Annotated in this window: 14 protein-coding genes; 8 read left to right on the top strand and 6 right to left on the bottom strand. The window is 66.8% G+C overall.

Annotation, left to right across the window (positions count from 1 at the left end):
• Nucleotides 1-4: 4 nt before the first annotated feature.
• Together OCW50_RS11625 and OCW50_RS11620 are read right to left on the bottom strand one after the other, a co-directional pair.
• Complete coding sequence (locus OCW50_RS11625) at nucleotides 5-1744, bottom strand: type I secretion system permease/ATPase (RefSeq protein ID WP_262297611.1); 1740 nt, start codon at nucleotides 1742-1744, stop codon at nucleotides 5-7.
• A 154-nt stretch (nucleotides 1745-1898) separates the two neighbouring features.
• Nucleotides 1899-10658: a peroxidase family protein gene (locus OCW50_RS11620; protein ID WP_262297610.1), complete on the bottom strand. Its 8760-nt coding sequence runs from the start codon at nucleotides 10656-10658 to the stop codon at nucleotides 1899-1901.
• A 360-nt stretch (nucleotides 10659-11018) separates the two neighbouring features.
• Here OCW50_RS11620 and OCW50_RS11615 point away from each other — a divergent pair, with 360 nt between their 5' ends.
• Nucleotides 11019-11396 (top strand): hypothetical protein, encoded by a 378-nt coding sequence (locus tag OCW50_RS11615; RefSeq protein WP_262297609.1) that lies wholly within the window; start codon nucleotides 11019-11021, stop codon nucleotides 11394-11396.
• 238 nt (nucleotides 11397-11634) lie between these two features.
• On the opposite strand, the gene OCW50_RS11610 is transcribed toward OCW50_RS11615, so the two are convergent.
• Nucleotides 11635-12270 (bottom strand): response regulator, encoded by a 636-nt coding sequence (locus OCW50_RS11610; protein ID WP_262297608.1) that lies wholly within the window; start codon nucleotides 12268-12270, stop codon nucleotides 11635-11637.
• Nucleotides 12263-13678, bottom strand: coding sequence for a sensor histidine kinase (locus OCW50_RS11605; RefSeq protein WP_262297607.1), 1416 nt, complete (start codon nucleotides 13676-13678; stop codon nucleotides 12263-12265). Before OCW50_RS11605 ends, OCW50_RS11610 begins: the two co-directional genes overlap by 8 nt.
• 420 nt (nucleotides 13679-14098) lie before the next feature.
• On the opposite strand from OCW50_RS11605, the gene OCW50_RS11600 reads away from it, so the two are divergent.
• Entirely contained in the window at nucleotides 14099-14872 is a 774-nt protein-coding gene (locus OCW50_RS11600; protein ID WP_262297606.1) for a LuxR C-terminal-related transcriptional regulator, read from the top strand.
• 448 nt (nucleotides 14873-15320) lie between these two features.
• On the opposite strand, the gene OCW50_RS11595 is transcribed toward OCW50_RS11600, so the two are convergent.
• A complete protein-coding gene (locus OCW50_RS11595) occupies nucleotides 15321-15572 on the bottom strand; it encodes a hypothetical protein (RefSeq protein ID WP_262297605.1) in 252 nt (83 codons plus the stop codon).
• A 199-nt stretch (nucleotides 15573-15771) separates the two neighbouring features.
• Here OCW50_RS11595 and OCW50_RS11590 point away from each other — a divergent pair, with 199 nt between their 5' ends.
• From OCW50_RS11590 to OCW50_RS33195, 6 genes are all read left to right on the top strand, one after another.
• The gene (locus OCW50_RS11590) at nucleotides 15772-16440 is read left to right on the top strand and encodes a transglutaminase-like cysteine peptidase (protein ID WP_262297604.1); all 669 of its coding nucleotides are present in this window, start codon (nucleotides 15772-15774) and stop codon (nucleotides 16438-16440) included.
• Between the two features lie 179 nt (nucleotides 16441-16619).
• The gene (locus OCW50_RS11585) at nucleotides 16620-16781 is read left to right on the top strand and encodes a hypothetical protein (RefSeq protein WP_262268283.1); all 162 of its coding nucleotides are present in this window, start codon (nucleotides 16620-16622) and stop codon (nucleotides 16779-16781) included.
• 90 nt (nucleotides 16782-16871) lie between these two features.
• Nucleotides 16872-17030: a hypothetical protein gene (locus OCW50_RS11580; RefSeq protein ID WP_262268284.1), complete on the top strand. Its 159-nt coding sequence runs from the start codon at nucleotides 16872-16874 to the stop codon at nucleotides 17028-17030.
• Between the two features lie 776 nt (nucleotides 17031-17806).
• Entirely contained in the window at nucleotides 17807-18814 is a 1008-nt protein-coding gene (locus OCW50_RS11575) for a sensor domain-containing diguanylate cyclase (protein WP_262268285.1), read from the top strand.
• 286 nt (nucleotides 18815-19100) lie between these two features.
• Complete coding sequence (locus OCW50_RS11570) at nucleotides 19101-19412, top strand: hypothetical protein (RefSeq protein WP_262268286.1); 312 nt, start codon at nucleotides 19101-19103, stop codon at nucleotides 19410-19412.
• A gap of 153 nt (nucleotides 19413-19565) precedes the next feature.
• The gene (locus OCW50_RS33195; RefSeq protein ID WP_315974420.1) at nucleotides 19566-20774 is read left to right on the top strand and encodes a polysaccharide lyase family 7 protein; all 1209 of its coding nucleotides are present in this window, start codon (nucleotides 19566-19568) and stop codon (nucleotides 20772-20774) included.
• 313 nt (nucleotides 20775-21087) lie between these two features.
• Here the strand turns inward: OCW50_RS33195 and OCW50_RS11555 are convergent, their stop codons facing one another.
• Nucleotides 21088-21414 carry a hypothetical protein gene (locus tag OCW50_RS11555; protein ID WP_262268287.1) on the bottom strand — a complete coding sequence of 109 codons (327 nt, stop codon included), beginning with the start codon at nucleotides 21412-21414 and terminating at the stop codon, nucleotides 21088-21090.
• Between the last annotated feature and the right edge of the window lie 562 nt (nucleotides 21415-21976).

The following is a 21976-nucleotide window of genomic DNA, read 5'->3' as shown; positions in this document are numbered from 1 at the left end:
GGGTTTACGCGGACCTGGCCGCATTGGGTTGATGGACGGCGCCGGCCGGAACCGGACGCAGGACGCTGCTGAGAACCTCCTCCTTGGGGCCGAACTTGCGCACCGCGCCCTCGTCGAGCACCAGGATGTGGTCGACGCCGGCCAGGGCGCTGGGGCGGTGCGCGATGACCACGACGATCCCGCCCCGCTCGCGCACCCCCTGGATCGCCCGGGTCAGGGCGTGCTCGCCGTCGTTGTCGAGATTGGAGTTCGGCTCGTCGAGCACCACGAGGAACGGGTCGCCGTAAAGCGCCCGGGCCAGGCCGATGCGCTGGCGCTGCCCGCCGGAGAGCGCGGCCCCGCCCTCCCCGACCTGGGTTTCATAGCCCTGCGGCAGGCGCAGAATCATCTCGTGCACGTTCGCATCCTGGGCGGCCCGCACCACGTCCTCCGGCTTCGGGTCGGCCTGGAAGCGCGCGATGTTCTGGGCCACCGTTCCGGCGAACAGCTCCACGTCCTGCGGCAGGTAGCCGATGTGCCGGCCGAGGTCCTCCGCCAGCCACTGCTCTAGCGCGGCCCCGTCGAGACGCACCTTGCCGCGCCAGGTCGGCCACACGCCGACCAGCATGCGGGCGAGCGAGGATTTGCCGGACGCGCTCGGACCGATGATCCCCAGGCCCATGCCGGCCTTCAGTTCGAACGAAACGTCCTGCACGGCGAAGCGCTGGCCCTTGGGGGCGCCCGATCCGGCGTTCTCGACCGACAGGGAGGCGCCGGGCGCCGGAAGCGCGAGCGGCCGCGCCTGCGGGCGGTCGTCCGCGAGGGCGGCCTGCAGCCGCGACCAGCCCTGGCGGGCCGACACGAAGCCCTTCCAGTTCGCGATGGCGAGCTCGACCGGCGCCAGCGCCCGCGAGACCAGGATCGAGGACGCGATCATGATGCCGCCCGTCGCCTGGTTGTTGATGACCAGATAGGCCCCGACGCCGAGCACGCCCGATTGCAGGGCCATGCGCATCACCTTCGAGAAGGCCCCGAACCCGCCGGACACGTCGGAGGCCGCCTGCTGGTGGGTCAGATACTGGGCGTTGGCCTGCCCCCACATCGCTCCGAGCCGGCCGGCCATGCCCATCGCCTGCACCACCTCGGCGTTGCGGCGCGCGCCGTCGCCGATGCCGTTGCGCAGGGAGGCCGCGCCGACCGCCGCCTTCGTGGCCTTGCGGGTCAGCACATCCGTCAGGATCGTGATCGCCACCAGAACGGACGCGCCGCCCACCGTGACCCAGCCGAGCAGCGGATGGAACGCGAAGCAGATGAAGAGGTAGAGCGGAATCCACGGCAGGTCGAACAGGGCCGAGGGACCGCCGCCGGCCAGGAAGGCGCGGATCTGGTCGAGGTCGCGCAGGGGCTGCTGCGCGTCCCCTTCGCCCTTGTCGCGCAGGGGGGCCAGGACCTGGCCGCGGAAGACGCGCTGGCTCAGATCCTCGTCGAACGCCGCCCCGAGGCGGGCGAAGATGCGGCCGCGGAGCATGTCGAACAGGCCCTGGAACAGGAACAGGGCCAGGATGATGCCCGACAGGCCGAGCAGCGTCGGGATGCTCCGGCTCGGTAGGACCCGGTCGTAGACCTCCATCATGTAGAGGGAGCCGGAGAGATAGAGGATGTTGATCAGGCCGCTGAGCAGGGCGATCCCCAGCAGGGCGCCGCGGCAGGAGGCCATCAGGCCGATGCGGCTTTTGGCTGATGAAAAGGATGCTGAAAGGGACATGGCCGTTTCCTCGGAAGAGAAGAAGGATGAACCCGGATGCCGCCAGCGGGGCGGCGCCCCGCCAGGGGGGCGGCGACATCCGGGTTCAGGTTCCCGCCGGGAGGATTGGGGGACATTCGCCCGGCGGGACCATCGCGATCTCAGGTCGGCCGCATCAGAAGATGAAGTCGCCGTTGTCGAGATCGGACGCGGTGACGCCTTTCAGGACCAGGATGTCGGAGCCGTGCTCGATCACGGTGTCCTGGCCGACCTGGGTCAGGTGCAGGTCCGACAGCTTGTCCACCCCGGACAGCCGGCTCGCGTCGATCCGGTCGTGATCGGCGCGGAAGTCGGTGACCACGTCGCGGCCGCCGCCCCGCTCGAACACGAAGCTGTCCTGGCCGGAGCCGCCGGTCAGCCTGTCGTCGCCCGACCCGCCCCGGAGCACGTCGTTTCCGGCGCCTCCGGCGAGCTTGTCGCGGCCCGAGCCGCCCAGGAGCATGTCGTCGCCCGCCATGCCCCTGAGCACGTCGTGGCCCGCCCCGCCCTTGAGGACGTTGTCGCCGGCATTGCCCGACAGGGCGTTGTCGAGACGGTTGCCCGTGCCGTTGATGTCGGCCGTCCCGGCCAGGATCAGCTTCTCCACGTGGGTGCCATTGAGCGAGTAGGACACGCTGCTCCTGACGGTATCGACACCCTGACCGCTGCGCTCGATCACCCGGTCACCGGCATCGTCGACCACGTAGACGTCGTTGCCTCTGCCGCCTTCCATCCGGTCGATGCCGGCGCCGCCGTCGAGACGGTCGTGGCCGTCGCCGCCGTGGAGCTCGTCGCGACCGTCGCCGCCGTAGAGCCTGTCGTGGCCGCGGCCACCCTCCACCCGGTCGTCGCCTTCGCCGCCCCGGAGCGTCTCGCTGCGCGAGCCGCCCTTGAGGACGAGGTTGGCGGGGGCCGCGGGTTGAGCCGGTGCGGCCGGGATCGGATCGCTCGAGGGTCCGGGATTGGCCGGGACGCCCGGATCGACCGGGATGACCGGGTCGACCGGGAGGACCGGATCGGCCGGCTGAGGCTGGGTCGGCGTCCCGGGCTGCGCCGGGTTCTCCGGATTGGCCGGCGTCTCGGGCTGAACCGGGGTTTCCGGATCCGCCGTCACCGAGGCCACGACCAGGGCGGGCCTGCGTCCCGCCTCGCACCGGAAGGTGATCCTGTGGCTTGCGCAGACGACACTGGTGGAGCCGTCCTCGTTCTCCTCCCACTCGTACTCGTCCGGCGTACGGCCGGGTTCGAGTTCGATCACGTCCTGGGGCCGCAGCGTCCCGACGATGGTGTCGTTGCCGCCGTTCGTGCGGAACACGATCCGGTGCGCCGAGGTGAGCTGCGAGATGTCGACGACATTGTTGTCCGACGAACCGTTGATCGTGATCGTGCTGAAAGCTAGGCTCGTGGGATCGAAGTTGCCGACGGCTTGCACGGTGTCGTTGCCGCCGCTGGTGTTGATGGTGATCTCCTCGATGTTGTCGAGTTCCGCAATGACGTTTCCATTGCGGGTGATCACGATCTCCGTGTCCGGCTTGAGGCCGGCAGCGAGCGCCGCTGGGACATTGCTGCGGGCATAGACCACAAAGGCCTCGGCCGCGTTGCTTCCCGTGACGACGAAGTGGTCGTTTCCGACACCGCCGTCGACGAAGTCGTGGCCATCGTTGCCGATCTCGAACCCCAGGAACGTGCTGACGCCCCAGGTGACCGTATCGTTGCCAGCTCCTGCGAAGATCAGGTCATCACCCTGGCCGCCGGTGAGGGTGCTGTTGCTCCCGTCGCCGATCAGGATGTTGTCGTTGCCGTTGCCGTTGATGGCACCGGTCGTGTCACGGTTGACCGTCACGCTGCCCGTTGCGGTTGCATTCGCAGCGCCCGAACCGTCGGATGCAGTGTAGTTGAAGCTGCCGCCAGCCGTTCCGGTATCTGTCAGTGTGACAGAGCCGGGATTGGTCGCCAGGGACGCGGTCAGGCCATTGACGGCGCTGAGCGCGGTGACGTCCAAAGTGGCACCTTCGGCATCGGTGTCGTTGGCCAGCAATGCCCATTCGGGGATGATGAACGGGGCAGTCGTGTAGTTGGTGTACACGCTGTCACCGCTGACCACCGGGGCATCGTTGACGGGAACGACGTTGACGGTCGTGGTGGCGACGTTGCTGTTCAGGAAGCCGTCATTGACGGTCACGTTGACGATCCGATCAATCGCACTCGGGTTCTCCGAGGTGTTCTCGAAGCGAATGGCCTGGATGGCAGCCTGGTAGTTGGCGACGGTCTCCGTGCCGGTCAGGATCACCGTGATCTGCCCTGGAACCGAGGTGTCGATCGTGCGGGTGATGTTGCCTGGCAGGTTCGTCGGTGCCGACAGCACGTCGCCAGCCTGGGCATTGGTCAGCACGACCCGTGCGGACACCAGCACACCGGTATCCTCGACGATGCCCGGATTGTTGGCGATCGCGACTTGGCTCTGATCCTCCGTGAACGTGGTCTCGTAGTGCACGGTGGGGACCGAAGCCGGCCTGGCGAAGTCGACCGTGACGTTGTCGATCTGCACCACGTCATTGCTGAGGAAGCTGTTCTCGAACGAGGTCGCAACGAACCGGATGGCCGCGTTGGCCGAGAACGGGCCAGTCAGGTTGAAGGATAGGGTCTCGGTCCCGCCATTGCCCGTGATCCGGTCGAGTTCGGTGAAGGTGATGCCGTCGGCAGAGAACTGCACGGAGACGTAGTCATCGTTCTCGAGATTGTCCGGGTTGGCCGAGAAGCTGAGCACGGCGCTCTCTGCTCCGGCGAGGTTGACCGTCCGGGTGATCGTTGCGCCATTGCCGTCCTCGAAGCGCAGGAAACCGTTGCTCACGAGGATCTGGCCGTTGGAGCTGGTGGCGCTGCCGTCGTCTTCGGTTTCCACCCAGCCCGGGGTCCAATTCACCGTTCCATCCGTGCCCTGATAGTTCGAGGGGGAAAAGTCATCGCGGTAATTCCCCGTATCGAAGGCGTGGAGCGACAGCTTCGGAGGCGTGAGGCTGACCTCCTGGTCGGCGAACTTCAGCTTCTCGATGTTCCAGAGGCGGTCGGTTCCGTCCGAGACCCGGTTGTTGCCCGTGGTCGGATCGGTCTCGACCGTCACCGTCACGTGCTGGACCGTGATGCTGCCGTCCGCGTTGCTCGTGATGGTGTAGTTGGCCCGCAGGTCGCCGTACACCGCCACGTCGGTGGCGCTGTCGTTCAGATCGCCATCGACGATCTCGCGGACGATGCTGAGCTGGCCCGGGTTCAGGGTCGCGCTGAGCATCAGGGCGTCGAGGGTCTTGCCGCCGAACTGGGCGGTTGCCCCCTGAACCGGGGCCCCGTAGGCATACTGGGATTCCAGGTACACCTTTCCGGTCATCCCGTCTGCCGTGTAGACCCCGGTCGGCGTCGTGATGCGGATCCGCACGTTCAGCCACTGGTCGCCGTCGATGATGTCGTCGCCGGCGAAGCCCTTGATGGTGTCGCTGCCGCCGCCGCCGAGGATGATGTCCGCGGCCTGCGAGGTGTCGAGCACGATCAGCTCGGGATTGCCGTTGGCGTCGAGAACCGGGCGGCCCTGGGCGTCCACCACCGGAATGCGGGTGAGGTGGGCCACCAGCTTGTCCAGACCGTTGATGAGCGACACGTTCTTCTGCAGCAGGTCGTTGGAGAAGGAGTCGATCGGGTTACCCGGCCCTGGGATGGCGGCCGTACCCGTGGCCTCCGCCCTGGTGTTCACCGCCGCGACGCGCCCGGTCAGGATGTCGTTGTGCTTCCATCCGGACAGACCCTCGACGAGGTCGAAGCGGTCACGCAGGATGAACGCCTCCTGGTTGTCGAAGATCGGGATGCCGAGATCGGAATTCGCCGCGACGCTGTCGCCCTTGTGGATGGCCCAGTCGAAGCCCGCCATGCCGTTGTTGCGCTGGATGCCCTCGGCCTGGAACATGATGTCGTCGCCGGACTCGCCGTCGTAGTCGGTGTCGCTGGCGCCGCCGTTGAGCACGTCGTGACCGATGATGGTGGAGTTGAAGAACAGCTCCGAGTTCTCGCCGGAGATGACGTCGAACCGCGGGCCGCCCTCGATCCAGTCGTCGCCCTCGTTGCCCATCAGGCCGTCGCCGCCGTCACCGCCGAGGATGAAGTCGTTCCCGGTGCCGCCGAAGACCGTCTTGCCGTCCGGACCGGCGATCAGGAAGTCCTGGCCCTGGTTGCCGAAGAGCAGCGCGAGCCCGCTGCCGCCCTGGATGACGTCGTTGCCCTCCTCGCCGTGCAGCTTGTCGGTCATGCCGATATCCGTGCCGGCATTGGTGATGATGTCGTCACCCTTGCCGCCATGGACGATGTCGACGCCGTAGCCGGCCTCGATGGTGTCGTTGCCTTCATAGCCCCAGACCGTGTCGTCGCCCTCGCCGGCCACGATCAGGTCGTTCTCGGCCGTGCCGCCCATCACCACGTGATCGGTGCCGTTGTAGATCAGCACATCGAGGTCGCCGTCGCCGTCCAGATCCTTGCGCACCACCAGCGGAGACAGCGCCTGGAGGACCGGGTTGTCCCAGGTGGGATCGGCCCCGACCTGCTTGGAGACGATCATCTCGAGCGTATGGGCGGGGGTCGCGAAGATGTCGCCCGGGAGCGCGGTCCGGCCCTCGTCGCCGAGGTCGGTGTTGCGCATGATGATGTCGGTCATCGAGTTGTTCTCGAGCTCGTTCAGGAGGTTGAGGCCCTGAACGCGCGACAGGTAGTAGAACCGGTCGGCATCCTGGAGAGCCTCCAGCTGCGCCTCGAAGACGAAGGAGAAGGTGGAACCCAGCATGCCGCCGAAATCCATCTTCTTCTCGGCGAGGCCGCCCATCCAGAGATCGATGTCGTTGAGGCCCGAGTTCTCGGCGTTCCAGGCACCCGTGCCGTTGAGGAACGCGAGACGGTCGGCCGGCTCCCCAGTTCCGCCGAACACCAGCAGGGTCGCGGCGGCACGCTTCGCCTCCATGGTGGTGGCCGCCTCGATCAGCGGATGCTTGCCGTAGGCCGCGATGAAGTTGACGATCGACAGGGAGTTCTGGAGGTTGAGGGCGAAGTCGGTCCAGCTCACGTAGGGCTTGAGCTGGGAGTCCTGACCGGCCATCTGGTAGAACTGGGCGCGCGCCTCGTTGAGGGTCGGCAGGCCGAGATCGCGGCCGCGGGCGATGTTGAGGGCCGCGAGGTCGAGCGGGATGCCGACGAGCTGGTTGCGCAGCACGTGGGTGATGAACTCGTCGATCTCGTTGCCGTGCTGGCGGGACATGCCGCGGATGATCGCGCCGGCGGCCTGCTCGTGATCCACCACCACTTTGCCGCTCGCGTCGGTGGCCCCGAAGGCGAGCGGGTTGAGGAAGCCGTCGAACAGCTTCATCGAGACCTGCTGGCCGTTGACCGTAATCGTGTCGATGGTCTCGTTGAGCATCGAGTGGCCGAAGCGGTACACGGCCTGGGCGAACTCCGCGAAGATCGCCGGGTTGATGTCGACCGACGGCTCGAACACGAAGGCATCCACGTCGGGCTGCATCTTGCGGGCGAATTCCTCGAAGACGAGGTGCTGGTACTCCATCTCGTTGGTGAAGCGGGCGGCCTGGAACAGACGCTCGCCGTCCCACACGAGGGCGGCCTTGCCGGCCTCGGTGGTCGGGATCGCGGCGACCGGAACGAGCAGCCACTCGTTCAGGAAGGCGAGATCGCCGGTGGAGAGCGCCAGGGACTTGACCTGGTCGACGAGGTGGTTGTGCTCCGAGTGGAACACGTGGTGGATCGCGGTCAGGCCCACATTCTCGTTGCCGCGGCCGTCGCCCGTGATGTAGTGCGCGTCGAGCAGCTCGTTGTCGTAGGCGGTGTTCGAGCCGCGCGAGTTGACGAGGCCCGTCGTGGAGCCGTCCGCATTGGCGTAGCCGATCCCGCCGTCGCCGTCCTTCTGGAGGAGCCCGCCGGCCAGGACCGGCACCGCCGCGTGGGCGATGTCGTCGAGGAAGGCGTGGCCGGTGAGGACCGCGTTCGCGAGGCTCACCGGAGACCCCGGAGTGCCCGAGACCACGATGTCGTCCGGTGTGTTCGGGACGCCGTCCGGGCCGATCCCGACTATCACCTGGGCATAGCCGGTCTGCGGGTGCGGGATGAAGTTGCCGTAGGGATCCGTGCGCAGCAGCGGAACGTTCGTGACATGGGCGTCGGTCAGGTCGATGCCGAGCATGACGCGGGCCTGCTCCTTGACGTCAGCCCAGGTGGCGAGGCCCCGGTCGCCGTCGAGCAGCCGGCCGGTGGCGACCGGCTTGCCGTCGGGGCCGGTGGTGTATTCGCGCAGGAAGACTTGGTGCGAGGCATGCGACGTGTAGGTCTGGTTCTGGTCGACCCACGGGGTGGTCAGGTTCGTGTTCTCGCCGTTTGGCGTGGCCGCGCGGGTCAGAACCATGAAGTTGGTGTGAGGCGTCGCCGGGTTGTAGAGCGGATCGTCCGGAGACAGGGGAATGTAGACCGTTCCGCTGCCGCCCTTGGCGATCAGGTCGAGGCCGTGGTCGAAGAACTGGCCGAACAGGGTGAACAGCGAGTTGTAGGGGGCCGAGTCGCCGATGTCGGGCGAGACGTTCGGGATCAGCACGGTGGTGCCGTCCATCTGGATGCCCAGCTGGGAGAGAAGGTTGGACAGGGCGGTCTGCGCTGCCGTGACCCCCTGGGCGGCGCCCTGCGCATCGGCAAGGGCAGCCTCGGCCGTGGCCAAGGCCGTCGTGGCGGTCGCCACGCCGGTCTGCGCGGCGCCGACGGTGGCAGCCGATCCTTCCGCGCTCGCGCGGGCGTCCGCCTCGGCGGTCTGGCCGGCCGTCAGGGCCTGCTGGGCGGCACCGTAGTCGGCATCCGCTTTCACGAGCTGGGCGCTCATGAAGTCGTACACGGCGTGCGCGTCGTTCAGAGCATCCTCCGCGTCGTCAAGCGCCGCCACGGCGGCTGCATGCGATTGCTGGTCTGCGGCCAGCTGCTGCTGCGCCGAGGCGAGGCTGGACTGGGCATTCGCCAGGGCCGTGCTCTTGATGGACACCTGGCTCTGCGCGGCACTCACCGCCGCGTCGGACAGCTCGACCCGCGCCTCCGCCGCGTCGAAGGCGGACTGCTTCGCGTCCACGATCTGCCGGGCTGCATCGACGTCGGCCTGCGCCTGCGCGTAAGCGGCGCCCTGCTCGGTGATCCCCTCCAGCACCGCCTGCGCGTCCGCCAGGTCCTGCTGGGCGGAAAGGAGGTCGGCTCGCGCCTGGTCAAGCAGGGCCTGGTCCGCCGCGGCCTGATCCTGAGCGAGGGAAAGCGCCGCGTTGGCACCGGCGAGCGCCGTGGTCGCTTCCGTCACGGCTGTCCTGGCGTCGGCCGCAGCATCCGCAGAGGCCGCCGCCGCCGCACGCGCATTGGCCTCGGCCGTCTTGCTGTTGGCCAGAACGACCTGGGCAGCCTTGTAGGCGGCATTCGCGTCCATCCAGGATTGCATCTCCTCATCGGTGACGCCTTCGTCCGAGATGGCATCGTACGTCGCCTTCGCTTGGTCATGGGCCTGCTGGGCGGCGGCGAGGCTCGTCACGGCCGCCGCATGGGCGCTCTGATCCGCCGCGGCCTGCTGCTGGAGCGAACCGAGCGCGGATTCCGCACCGGCCAGTTTCGCGGCCGCGAGCGATACCGCATTCTGCGCGGCGCTCAGCGCTGCGTTGGAAAGGTCGACCTGCGACTTCGCATCGTCGACGTCGGACTGCATCGCGTCGACGATCAGCTGGAGGGCATCGACGGCCGCCTGCGCTTGCGCGACCTCCTGACTGAGATCGTCGGCTCCGCTCGCGACGAGACCGTCGAGCACGGACTGCGCATCGGCGAGGTTCCGCTCGGCCGCCGCGAGGTCGAACTGCGCCTCATCGAGCCGGGCCTGGTCCGACGCAGCCTGCGCCTGCGCGGAGGCGAGCGCCGCATCGGCGTCCGCCAGCGCGTTCGTCGCATCCGTCACCGCCTTCGCGGCCGCTTGGACCGCCGCGGCCGAGCTCTCGACTTTGGCGAGCGCGGCCGCAAGCGCGGCCTGGCCGCCGGTCAGGGTCTCCTGGGCGGCGATGAGGTCGAGGCTCGCGGTCAGGGTGCTGGCGCCCATGGCGTCATAAACGGCCTTGGCGTTGTTGTAGGCCTGCTGGGCGGCGGCGAGCTTCGCCGCGGCGGCCGCGTGCGCGGCCTGATCCGTCGCAGCCTGCGCCTGGGCCTGGCCGAGATTGGCCTGGGCCTGGGCCAGGGCGGCCTCCGCCGTGTCGACGGCGGCCTGAAGCCCGGGAATGGCCGCCGGCGCGCTTCCGGCTTCCGCCTGCGCCTGGGCGATCGCCGCGCGGGCCGCCTGGATCTGCTGGATGGCGGTGAGCTGGGCCGCGCCCGTGATGCCGGCATAGGTCAGCGCCGCCCCGATGGCCGCGGGATTGTTCAGCGTCTGGTCGGCGATGAGGTTCGAGATCAGGCGCGGGTCGGCATCGACGACCGTGCCCGGCGGCAGCATCGGCGATCCCGTTGACGAGCCGGGCGCATAATTGTTGTTCGTCAGCCACACCGGGTTGGCGGGCGTGCCGAACATCATCCTGTCGTCGTCTTCGTTCACATAAGTGGGCGGCGTCATCACCGGGAACGGCTGGTCGGCGGCGCCCCAGGTCTCGCGTCCATCGACGAGGTTGTTGTAGCTGCCGTCGACGGTGCGCAACCCGTAGGGAAGCAGGAACGCCTGGGTCGGCGTGGTGGACGCGTTCGGATCGAGGCCGCCGGCCTCGGCCACGAGCTTGCTCAGGTCACCGCCATTGGCATGCGCCTCTGCGATCTTGATCTGCTTCAGGATGAATTCGAGGTCGTGCTTGACGAGATTGACCATGACGCTTCCCCTTGCGTGGGCCCGGCCCACATTGCTGTTCCTCTGCGCATTGCGGCGACCGGGGCTCCTGGCCACAGGCCCGCAACTTGACCGACAGTGTCGAACAGGGTCGGGAAGCCCGCATCGGATGAAGGGGTAACGAATCTTTAGTCATTGGTCCGAGACCATGACCGACTTGGGTCCAGTCGCCGCGGTCCAAGGACCAGGGTCCGGACTGGCCTAAGGTCCGACCCACCCTCGAAGGGATCGTCTGCGCGTCATCCTCATGGGTAGGATGGGGGCGCGTTGGGATGGGACCCCACCCGAGAGGAAAAAACTCTGATTAGAGTTGCGCGCTCACTTACGGGACGCGTCGACACCATGCATGAGAACGGCTTCTTTCCGATCAAACATTTCAGCCGGCGCGTCCAGGAGAGCATCCTGGAGGCGTTCGATGGCCGCTGCCCGTCGACATCCGAGCTGGCGCAGCTGCCGGACGTCTTCCTGCTGACGCTTCCCGGGTTCGGGCCGAAGACGCTTCGGAAGATCCGGGCGCTGACCGCCGAGGGTTCCCCATCGCCGGGTCACGCACGGACCGGCGCCTCTCGGCCCCTGCGAACCGAGATCGACCGGCTCCGACGGGAGCTGGGCGATCTGCGGGACGAGTTCGAGCACCGGCAGTACGATCTCAGACGCCGGCTCGACCTGATCTCGACCGAGATGGCGGGTCAGGGGCCGGCCTTCGAACGGAAGGCCTGAATCGATGGCGCGCCTCGTTCCGGCCGCCTGGAGCATTTTTGGCGAAGTGGATCCGGTTCGCCGCTCAAAATGCGGCAAGCCAAAGAAGAGAGATGATTCCAAGCGAGTGGAAACAGCTCTCGAGCATCGGACGTGAAAAGTGGGAACCGGTTTTGCGTGAAAAGATGCTCCACTCTTGGCTGGCGCACCGTTGATGGCGAAAAACCGGACCCGGTTTTTCGCACGGTCCGCCGGCTCTTCAGGCTTCGCCCCATTCCCGTTTGGCGAGAAGCGCCGCCTCGACCCGATTGCGGACGTTGAGCTTCCTCAGGATGTTGCCGACGTGGAACTTGACGGTCTTTTCCGTCACGGCGAGCCTCTCGCTGATCTCGCGGTTGGTCAGTCCGGCGGACATGAGCCGCAGCGTGCGCTCCTCGCTCTCGGAGAGGGTCGCAAACGGCCTTGCTTCGGCCTGGATCCTGTTCGACAGCAGCCGGAGGGCCAGGTTCGGAGCGATGAAGGACCCGTCCGCCTTCACGGTTTTCACCGCATTGATCAGGTCCGGCGCGTTGATCCCCTTGAGAAGATAGCCGACGGCGCCGGCCTCGAGCGCCCGGGTGACGGCGTCGTCGTTCTCCGACGCCGTCAGCATGACGACCTGGGGTGAGGCCGGAAGATCGCTGATGGCGCGGGCGGCTTCGATTCCGTCGCCGGGCATCGAGATGTCGAGCAGGATCAGATCGGGCTTGTGCACCCGCGCCAGCTCGATCGCGTCCGCCGCGGACGCGCCCTCTCCGACGACTTCGATCGTGTCGTCGAGCATGAGCGCCCGGATCACCCCTGCCCGCAACATCGCATGGTCGTCCACCACCGCGACCCGCAACCTGTCAATCATTGTGCCCCTCGCCCGGATCGTGACGATCGCCCGTGATCGTGACGCTCATTTCAATTCTGGTTCCGCCGCCCGCGCGGCGTGTGAGGCGGAAGACGCCGCCGAGGCTCTCGACCCGGTCGCGCAGGCCGACGAGCCCCAGGCCGGGCTCGGGAGCCGCCGGGCCGTTCCCCGGGCCGCGTCCCTCGTCCTCGACGGCCAGGGTCAACGCGTCTCCGTTCAGCCGGCACGAGACGGCCTGACCGTGGCCGCCCGCATGCCGGAAGGCATTGTTGAGGCCCTCCTGCAGGAAGCGATAGGCGCAGATCTTGAGGGCATGCGCGAGAGGACGCGAAACGTCATCGCAATCGACCGCCACGCCGGTGCCGGTGCGCAGCTCATGATGGGAGACCACCCGCTTCACGACCTCCTGAAGCGGCAGGCGCTCGATGTCCGGCAGCATCAGGCCCTTCGACGTGGTCCGGATCTCGCGAAGAGCGTCCGAGAGCACCGATTCCAGCGCCTGGAGCTCTTCCTCCCGGCTGTCCGGCGTCCTGGCCCTCCGGACATGCTCGACCGCGAGCGCCGCCAGCCCGATCAGCTGAGCGGGCCCGTCATGCAGTTCGGCGCCGATCCGGCGCAGATAGTTCTCCGTCAGCTCCGCGACCCGGCCCGAGGCGCGCTCGGCCCGTTCCTTGAGAACCTGGTTGTGCCGGGAGGATTGCTCGATGTCGATCAGGCGCGCGCGCAGCTGGCGCTGCTGCGACAGGATGAGCCTGTTGCCCCGGTACACGATCCCGAACAGACCGAGCATGATGAGGGCGGTCGCGCACGCGACGGCAACCCAGCTCTTGAGCCGCAGCCACCGCAGCTCACGGTCGAGACCGAGGGGGTTTTCATGGATCTCCGCCACCGCGATGACGCGGCCGGAATGGTGCTCGCGGATCGGAACGTAGATTTCGAGATACTTGGTGTTCCATCCCCGAACCGTATGCTCGCGCGCATCCAGGTTTGCGTATTGGGCGGAGATGTCACCCTTCAATGCGGTCGTCAGCCCGTCGGGCGGAGCGAATTGCCGCCCGATCAGCTCCGGGGTCGTCGAATAGGCGACGACGCCGCCCTCCTTCCAGATCTCAAGATGCGGGAACCGCTGCCTGAAGAGATCGCCCCCGAGAAGGCGATCCAGTTCGCCTCTCCGGGAATCCGGCAGGACCGCCTCGGCCGCCAGCGGCTGGGCGAGCGGCGAGATGAAGCTGTCCATCAGGAGCGCGGTGGCCGACGCAGTATTCTCGATCGTCGTTCTCGTGGCATGCTCCGACACGAACAGGCCGGCCGCGATCATGGCCACGAACATGACGGCCCCGCCCGTCACCACGAACTGGCGCGTCAGGCTCACCGTCGACGGGGCATCGCTCCCCCGCCTGATCCACATTGTCGACGCCAACTCGGACACGACCGCCCCAACCCCAAGACGTAGGAGCTTAGCAGGCACGGTATGACTTGCAATCGACCTCGCGCCGGCAATGGTCGATACTTTGGTCCAGATCTGACCGCCACCCTTTGAAATCATCGGCAGATAAATCACAACAAGATGAATGCCGCGTCCGGCTCCAGGCATTCAAGAGATCGTCGCCTTCGATGTCCGTCGCTTCCTATCGCAACCGATCCCGAGGGGCGGTGTCTTCACGGGAGCGCTCCGGCGGGACCTACCCCTATGGGAGTACGTCTTCCTGAACCGCCCCTAGCCCGTTCGGTCCCGGGACTCCCCCCTCGCCGGTCGCTACGTTTCGAGGGCGCGCATCCAGGACCACGCGGCCCATCCGGTCGTCCGAGCTGCGCGCGGGGGGTTTCAATGTCGTTCGTTTCGCTCGCCTTGGTCGACGATCACCCGATCGTCATCGAGGGTCTTACGCATGTGCTCGGATCACAGGGCCTTTTCGACGTCGTGGCAACAGGCTCCACGTCCCGCGACGCGATCGGCATCGCGGAGAGCCTTCGGCCCGCCCTGATGATCCTGGATCTGTCGAAGCAGGGAAGCACCGCCGGCACGATCGCCGAGATCCGATCGAAGCATCCGGGCATCGGGATTCTCGTGTTCACTGCGGACCTTGGCGTGGAACGGGCCATCGACGCCTTCGCCGCCGGGGCGAGAGGCTACGTCTCGAAATCCTCGTCGCTGGAGGAGCTTTCCCGCGCGGCGACGGCCGTGGCCAACGGCGACACCTATGTGTCCCCGACGCTCGCGGCTTCGGTCAACGCCGCGCTCCGAAGCGCCTCCGGGGTCAAGAGCGCCTCCGGCGGAGCCAAGAGCGCCGTGCCGGCTCCCGCGCTGAATGCCCGCGAACACCAGATCGTCCGGCTTCTGCTCGACGGCAAGACCAACCGGGAGATCGCCGGCGGCCTGGGCATCACCGAGAGGACCGTCAAGCATTACATGACCGTGCTGATGCAGAAGCTCAATGTCAGGAACCGCGTCGAGGCTGTGATCGCCGCCCAGAATCTCGGCCGCGACACGGCCGAGCGGTCGAAGTCCGGGGCGGGCGACGTCGCTGCCTGGAACCGCCCGTCCGCGCCCGGCCGCCGGTCGGGCTTCCATGACGCGTTGTCCCTGGAGCGCTTCTCCTAGCGCATCGGACGTGTGATCGAACTCAAGCCCGATGCTTCGAGCTTTTGTTGTGGAGCATCGTGCGGATGGGGCGTTAGCCCCCCGGTCTATCGCCGGCCCATGGACCCTCCCCGTCATCACCGGGTCATACATCCTCCACGTCATCACCGGCCTCGTGCCGGTGATCCCGATCGGAAAAGCGCCGCGCTCTCAACAATCGGGATGGCCGGGACAAGCCCGGCCATGACGTGGGAAAGGTCACGCCACGGCGATGGTCACCCTCTCCGCGTCATCACCGGCCTCGTGCCGGTGATCCCGCTTCTGAGAGGCGCCGCGCTCAAGACAATCGGGATGGCCGGGACGAGCCCGGCCATCACGTGAGCGGGTGGGAGTGAGGGTGAGGCGCGGGCGTGAGCACTCGTTGCGACTGTGTTCTTGGCAGCGGGACAAGGACGAAGCCATCGCCCCGTCAGCGGTCTTGATCGAGCCGGGTCCGGATCCGGTCCAGCAGGTCCTCGTCGGAGGCCGTCCGCTCCCAGTTCCCGGGCAGTTCGAGCCTGACGGACTGCGCGCCGCCGGAAGGGGTGCAGACCACCTGGAACGCGTCGGCTTTCCCGTCGACACGCGCGGCCTCCTCCTTCTCCGGATCCTTGCCGAGACCTGAAAAGGCCTGGATGCAGGTCCACGTGATGCCATCGGGGTCGGTGACTTCGCGAGGCATGGCGCCGCCCGCTCCTGGTTTGCCGTCGAGTCTCGACAACGGCGGATGCGCGATAACGTTCCGGCCGGCCGGCCGCGCAGCGGCCCCGATGCGGCCCCGATGCGGCCCGTTAACCTTTGCTTAACTTTCGCCTTGAGCGCCGCCGGCGCGCCGTGTCAGGTTTGATGAACAAATCCTTAACGGCATGTCGGTGGGGGCAATGCGGCGACCTCTCTTCGAGCTTCTGAGCGTTCGGCCATTGTCCAGGCATGCGATCCGGTTCGCCGCCGTCTGCGTCGCTCTGACCGTCGCGGCCGCTTCCGCCGAGGCGCAGACGCAGACCGGAAGCATCCTGCCGACCGTCACGCAGCCGGTCGCCAAGGTGGGAGCCGCCAAGCCGATCATAGGCTGGGTGCGCTTCTGCGAGCAAAACCCGTCCGAATGCGCGGTTGACCCGTCCGAGCCCGCCACCATCGAGCTGACCGCGAAGACCTGGCAGATTCTCAACCGGGTCAACCAGCAGGTCAACGCGACGATCAAGGCCAGGTCCGATTCCGACCATTGGGGCATCGAGGACGTCTGGGACTTCGCCGAGGACGGCTACGGCGATTGCGAGGATTACCAGCTCGTCAAGCGCAAGCGCCTCGTCGAGGCCGGCTTCCCGCACCGGGCCCTGCGGATGACGGTCGTCATCGACGAGGACGGCGCCGGCCACGCGGTCATGATGGCGCGCACCGACCGCGGGGACTTCATCCTCGACAACAAGCGCAACGCGATCCTGCCGTGGCACAAGACCGGCTATACCTACATCAAGCGCGAGGGCGACGAGGGCCCGGCGTGGGCCTCCCTCGGTGGCCGGACCTCACCGACCGTGACGGCGAACCAATAGAAGGATCGAACCCGCATCCGTCTGTCGGCGCCCGCGGCCCCGCGCATCGCGCCGCCTCCTGCGGGGGCGTTCCATTGAGCTCGCTCCATTGACTTGCCTCCGGCAGAGTTCCAGAGTCCCTGGCCGGCGCTGCGACCGTGCCGACCGCCCGGGCGCTCCGTCAGCCGATGGAGATTCCGTTGATCACTGGACGCCCATGGTACGATCTGCCCATCGTCATCGTCCTTGGGCTGGTGATCGGGCTCGCGTTCGGTGAGTTCGCCAAGTTCCTTTCGGCTCAGCCGCAATCCACGGCCGCCCCCGCGGCGCACCAGAGGGCGCGCCCTTCCGCGACGCCGTAGCCGGGCGACCTCCCCGTCTACCCCTTTCGGGCGATCGGCAATACCGTTGCGGCATGCTACTGACGCGGAGTCGGCCTGCGGGATGCGTCCATGTCCACGAAACACAGCGAGAATGCCGGAACCAACTGGCGCGAGTTCAGGCTCATCATCGTCCTCGGAACATTGATCGGGATCACGTTCGGCTTCGTGACGCACGCCCTCAAGCCCGAACCGGTCATCGTGGTGGCGAAGTCGAAGTCGCGGCCGTAGAGCCTCGGACGTGAAAAGTGGATCCGGTTCGCCGTTAAACCGGCGCCGACACCCTCCACCTGTCACGGACGACCGGTCATCACCCGCCCCTCGCCGGCCATCCCGATGCGGAAAAGCGCCGCGCCTCAAACAATCGGGATCACCGGCACAAGGCCGGTGATGACGTGGAGAGGGTCAGGATCCGCAGACTCAGGCGGCTAGAGCATCGGACGGGACAAGTGGACCCAGGTTTGGGATCGGATCCAATGCTCCATACACGAAAAATTCCGCAAACGGACAGCTTTTGTTCAGAACTGTCGTGGACCCGACAGACACGGGAGCAAGAGGCGGCTACAACGAGGCAACCGGCCTAGATTTGCCCCTACGGGTCGGAACTTGGAGCGCCCTGGAACGACGGGCGCTCTCCTTTTGTGAAGCCCCGTTGAAAAGCCCCCGCCCATTCGCCGCCGCTGAGCCGCCATGACGGCCACGGAAGCGCGCTTCACAGAATCGTCCCACAAACTCCGAAGCGAAGCCGCATTCCGGTCAAGGTTAATTTTTAGTTAACGGGCTCCCGTAGGGGCAAATACGGGCCGGGGCCGCGCCTGACTCTCCTCAACGGGACCAGGCGCGGCTAATTTTCCCGCCGCCGGCCAGCGGCGCGCCACGACGTCGACAGGATCGTCGTCTCATAGGACCTCGCGACAATGGCGGCGCGTGGGCGATGGCGCCTTCGCGGCAACTGCGATATGGAAGCCTCTCTCGGTTTCCCCTTGTTGCCGGACTGGAATTCCAACGTGTTTGCCGTGCCTCCCGAGCCCTCCAATGAAGCAGAGCGGCTCGACTTTCTCTATTCCTGCGGAATTCTCGATACGCCGCGCGAGGAACGGTTCGACCGGATCACGCGGCTGGCGGCCCAGTTCTACGGGGCCGATGTGGCATTCCTCGGATTCATGGACGACCGATACCAGTGGATGAAATCCGTGCGCGGAGATGGCGTCGCGCCCTGGATCGAGCGGGACCGGTCGATCTGCCAGCTCGTGATCGCCTCCGGCGAGCCCTTGGTGATCGGCGACCTCGCGACGGATCCGCGCCTTGCCGGCCATCCGGTCGTTCCGCAGCTCCCCTTCCGGTTCTATGCCGGGGTTCCCCTCACGACCGAGAACGGCGCCGCCGTCGCGTCGCTCTGCATTCTCAAGCGGGAGCCGGAGGCGGCGGAAGCCTTCGACCTGGCGCCCCTGGGAGATCTCGGCTCCATCGCCATGGACGAGCTCGAGCTGTGGCGGCGCAACCAGGAACTGGAGCGCCTGGCGGAGACAGACGGCCTCACGGGACTGGCCAACCGCCGCGCCTTCGATGCCGCCCTCGATCGCGCCTGGCGCCGGCGTCAGCGGACCGGACGCCCCGTGTCGCTGCTGATGCTCGATCTCGATCATTTCAAGCGGCTGAACGACTGCCGAGGCCACCAGGCCGGGGACGAGACGCTCCGGCGCTTCGCCGGCCTTCTGGCGGAGGCTGCCCGCCGGCCCGACGACCTGGCGGCGCGGTACGGCGGCGAGGAATTCGCCCTGATCCTGCCCGACACCGACGAGTCCGGGGCCCTGGAGGTCGCGCGGCTGATCCGGGAAAGGCTCGCCTCGGCCGCACTCCCGCACCCGGGCGGGATCAACGGCGTCGTGACCGCCAGCATCGGGGTCGCGTCGGCAGGGCCGGACCATCCGGACGGCGCCGACACCCTCGTGGCGCGGGCCGACGCGGCGCTGTATCGGGCCAAGCGGACGGGACGCGACCGGGCGGTGGCCTAGCGCATCGGACGGACGAAAGCGGGCCACGCGAGTGGCCCGAACGATGCGCCGCTCAAGGAAGTGAGCATCGGATCCGCTGTCGAGCGCCCCGTGCAAGGGGCGGTATCTGGGGTGGTCTCTGGGGTGGTCCCTGGGGCGATCCATGGAGCAGCCATGCGGGGCGACATCGGGGCAGTGCCTCCGACGGGGTAGTGCCTATCCTTTTTTTCTCTTGCATGGCCTGAACGCGCGCCTCCGCGAGCCGTTTGCTCACCAAGTCATCATCGTTCAACTGCGTGAGTTCGGAATGCGTTTGTTGTCGCTTGCAGTGTTCACCGTCACCGCCCTCGTGTCTCTGGATGCCTCCTCCGAGCCGGGAAACTGGGCTTCCACCCCCGAAGGCAAGGCGCGGTGGGACGCCTGCTACCGGGAAACGAGGCTCAACTACAAAACCTACAATTTCTCGCTCGCCGATTACCGGCAGTCGATCAAGGCCGCCCGCCAGTCCCACATGAGGGAGTGCATGACCCGTGCGACTCCCCCGGCTCCCGTGCAGCTGGCCGTGCCGACCGACCGGAACCCGGAGACGGCTCTGTCCAGCTGGGCGCGCAACCCATAGCCGGTTCGAGACATCGTGCGGCCCGGCGCCGTTGCCGGGTCCGGCCGATGATCGGGGTCGTTCCGCCGTCCCGGTAACCATCCCGGACGGAAAGACAGGCTGGAGACATCCTGATGCCATAAGCTGCGGGCTTTCGGCATCGGTATTGTTTCCATGGCACTCGACCCCAAGACGGCTCCCGGCCAAAACTTCGATCTCTCCGACTGGAAGATCGGCCTTCCCGTCGACGGCAGCGGCGGCTTCAAGGGCACCTCGCGGGAGGTGAAGAATCTCTCCTCTTACGAACATTCGAAATATTTCTACACCGGCCCCGACGGGGCGATGACGTTCGTGGCCCCGGTCGAGGGCGCCACGACGAAAGGCTCCAAGTTCGCCCGGTCCGAGCTGCGCGAGATGATCGGTTCCGAGCGTGCCGCATGGAGGCTTTCGAAAGGCGGCGTCATGACCGCCACGCTGACGGTCGATCATGCGCCGACCAAGTTCGACGGAACGCCCGGACGGATCGTCGTCGGGCAGATCCACGGCCAGGACGAAGAACTGGTCCGTCTCAACTGGGAGAACGGCCGGGTCTATTTCGTCAATGATCAGGCGGGCCCGAAGAACAGCGAAACCAAGTTCTACTTCCACAATGCCGCGGGCAAGCAGCCGCAGGTGTCGCTGAACGAACGCTTCTCCTACTCGATCAGCGCGAAGGGCGATCAGCTCGTCGTCACCGTCAAGGCCGACGGCCAGACCTACAAGTCGGTCAGCAAGATCAACAGCGTGTGGCAGTCCGACACCTTCTACTTCAAGGCCGGCGCCTATCTGGGCGTGAACGAGACGCAAGGGACCGGGTACGGACAGACCTCGTTCTACGCCCTGTCGGTCTCGCACAAGGCCATGGCGAAAGCGAGCCTGCAGAAGGCCGCCGTCGCGACGATCAAGGGCGGTTCCGGGAACGACACTCTGCACGGGAAAGCGGGCAACGACACGCTCTCCGGCGGACCGGGCAACGACGTTCTGTCCGGCGGCGCCGGAAAGGACGTCTTCGTGTTCGACTCGAAACCGGGGACATCCGCGGCGGGTCGCGCGGTCAATGTGGACACGATCACGGACTTCAAGCCGGGCCAGGACAGGATCTGGCTCGACAACAAGGTTTTCAGCAAGCTCGGCAACGGCACGCTCTCGCAACCCGCGCAACTGAAGGAAGCGTTCTTCGCCCTCGGCTCCCAGGCGAAGGACAGGAACGACCACGTTCTCTACGACAGGAGCTCGGGCGCCCTGTCCTACGACGCCGATGCATCCGGATCCGGGGCGCCGATCGAGTTCGCCCGGGTGAAGCCGGGAACGGCTCTGACCCATCACGATCTGTTCGTGGTTTGACGTCGGCACGGCCGCCGTCCTCGTCCGACAGGCCGGACGGGATCATGCCCGAGGCTAGAGCATCGGACGCAAAAGTGGGAACCGGTTTTGCGCACGTGCGCCGCTCAATGGGTTGAGCATGGGGCAATCGGGATGGCCGGCACAGGGCCGGCCATGACGTAGGAGGGTCGTGGGAAAGGTCACGCCACAGCGATGGTCACCCACCCATGTCATCACCGGGCTTGTCCCGGTGAACCCGCTTCTGAGAGGCCCCGCGCTGCACCGGATCGGGATGGCCTGCCATGACGTGTGGAGGGTGTCCGGGCCGGCCCGGTCAATCGCGGGTGGCGGCCATGTCCTTCGCGCTCCCGGCCCCCTCGAGGCGAAGCCTGCGCTCCAGATCCTCGACCTGCCGGGCGATGGCATTGAGGTTCGACCGGACCACGAAGAGATCCGACGCGGTGACTCCCGCCGGGCCGATCGGCTCGACCGGGTCGAGTCTGGGCTCCTGCTTCCGAGCCCCCTTGGCCGATCGCGTGCCTCCGATCATCCAGCGCCAGACGGCCCGAACGAGCCCTACGAGCAGCAGGACCAGCGCCACGCCGACAGCCAGCACAATGCCGAGCGTCACGGCGGAGCCGAGTTGATCGCTCCCGTCCATCATCATCCCCCAACCCCAGTTCCCTGCCATCCCTAGAACATCGGACCCGAAAGTGGAATGCACTTTCGGGATCGCATCCGATGCTCAAGCCTTTGAGCGGCGCACCGTCCGGCGCTCCTCTTGCCGAAGAGCGGATCGGCCGCCGCCTCCGGGCGTCGCGAGCGAGGCTATACTTTTGACGTACGTAAGAGCCGCAGAATTTGGCTTGCCCGAAACGGGGAGCGTGAATAACCTCCCCCAACAAGAAAAAGGGCCGCACGAATGCGGCCCGAAGTTTAGGGAGGAAACGCCCAAGAAGGGCGCGCAGGACGGTAACGCCAATCACCGTGCTGCATTGCAATAAAGTACTTTGTGCACGAAAAAGCAGCAAGCACAAAAGGGCAGCTCGGCTGCCTTTCTCTTTTTTGTGTAGCGCGCCTGCAACAGTGGTGATCCGCCGTCGCGACGGCCGCGGGAGAACAAACCACTGGCGGGATGCCCGGCCCGGCTTCATAATCCAGGGCATGCGACCATGACGGGTCGAGGGCTCTCGATGATCGCCTTGCCTTCCGTGTCGACGCAC

The organism is Microvirga sesbaniae (genome assembly GCF_025460805.1).
In the GTDB taxonomy this organism is placed as follows: domain Bacteria; phylum Pseudomonadota; class Alphaproteobacteria; order Rhizobiales; family Beijerinckiaceae; genus Microvirga; species Microvirga sesbaniae.
The sequence above is the reverse complement of the archived record's forward strand: the minus strand, read 5'-3'. Positions and strand labels throughout refer to the sequence as shown.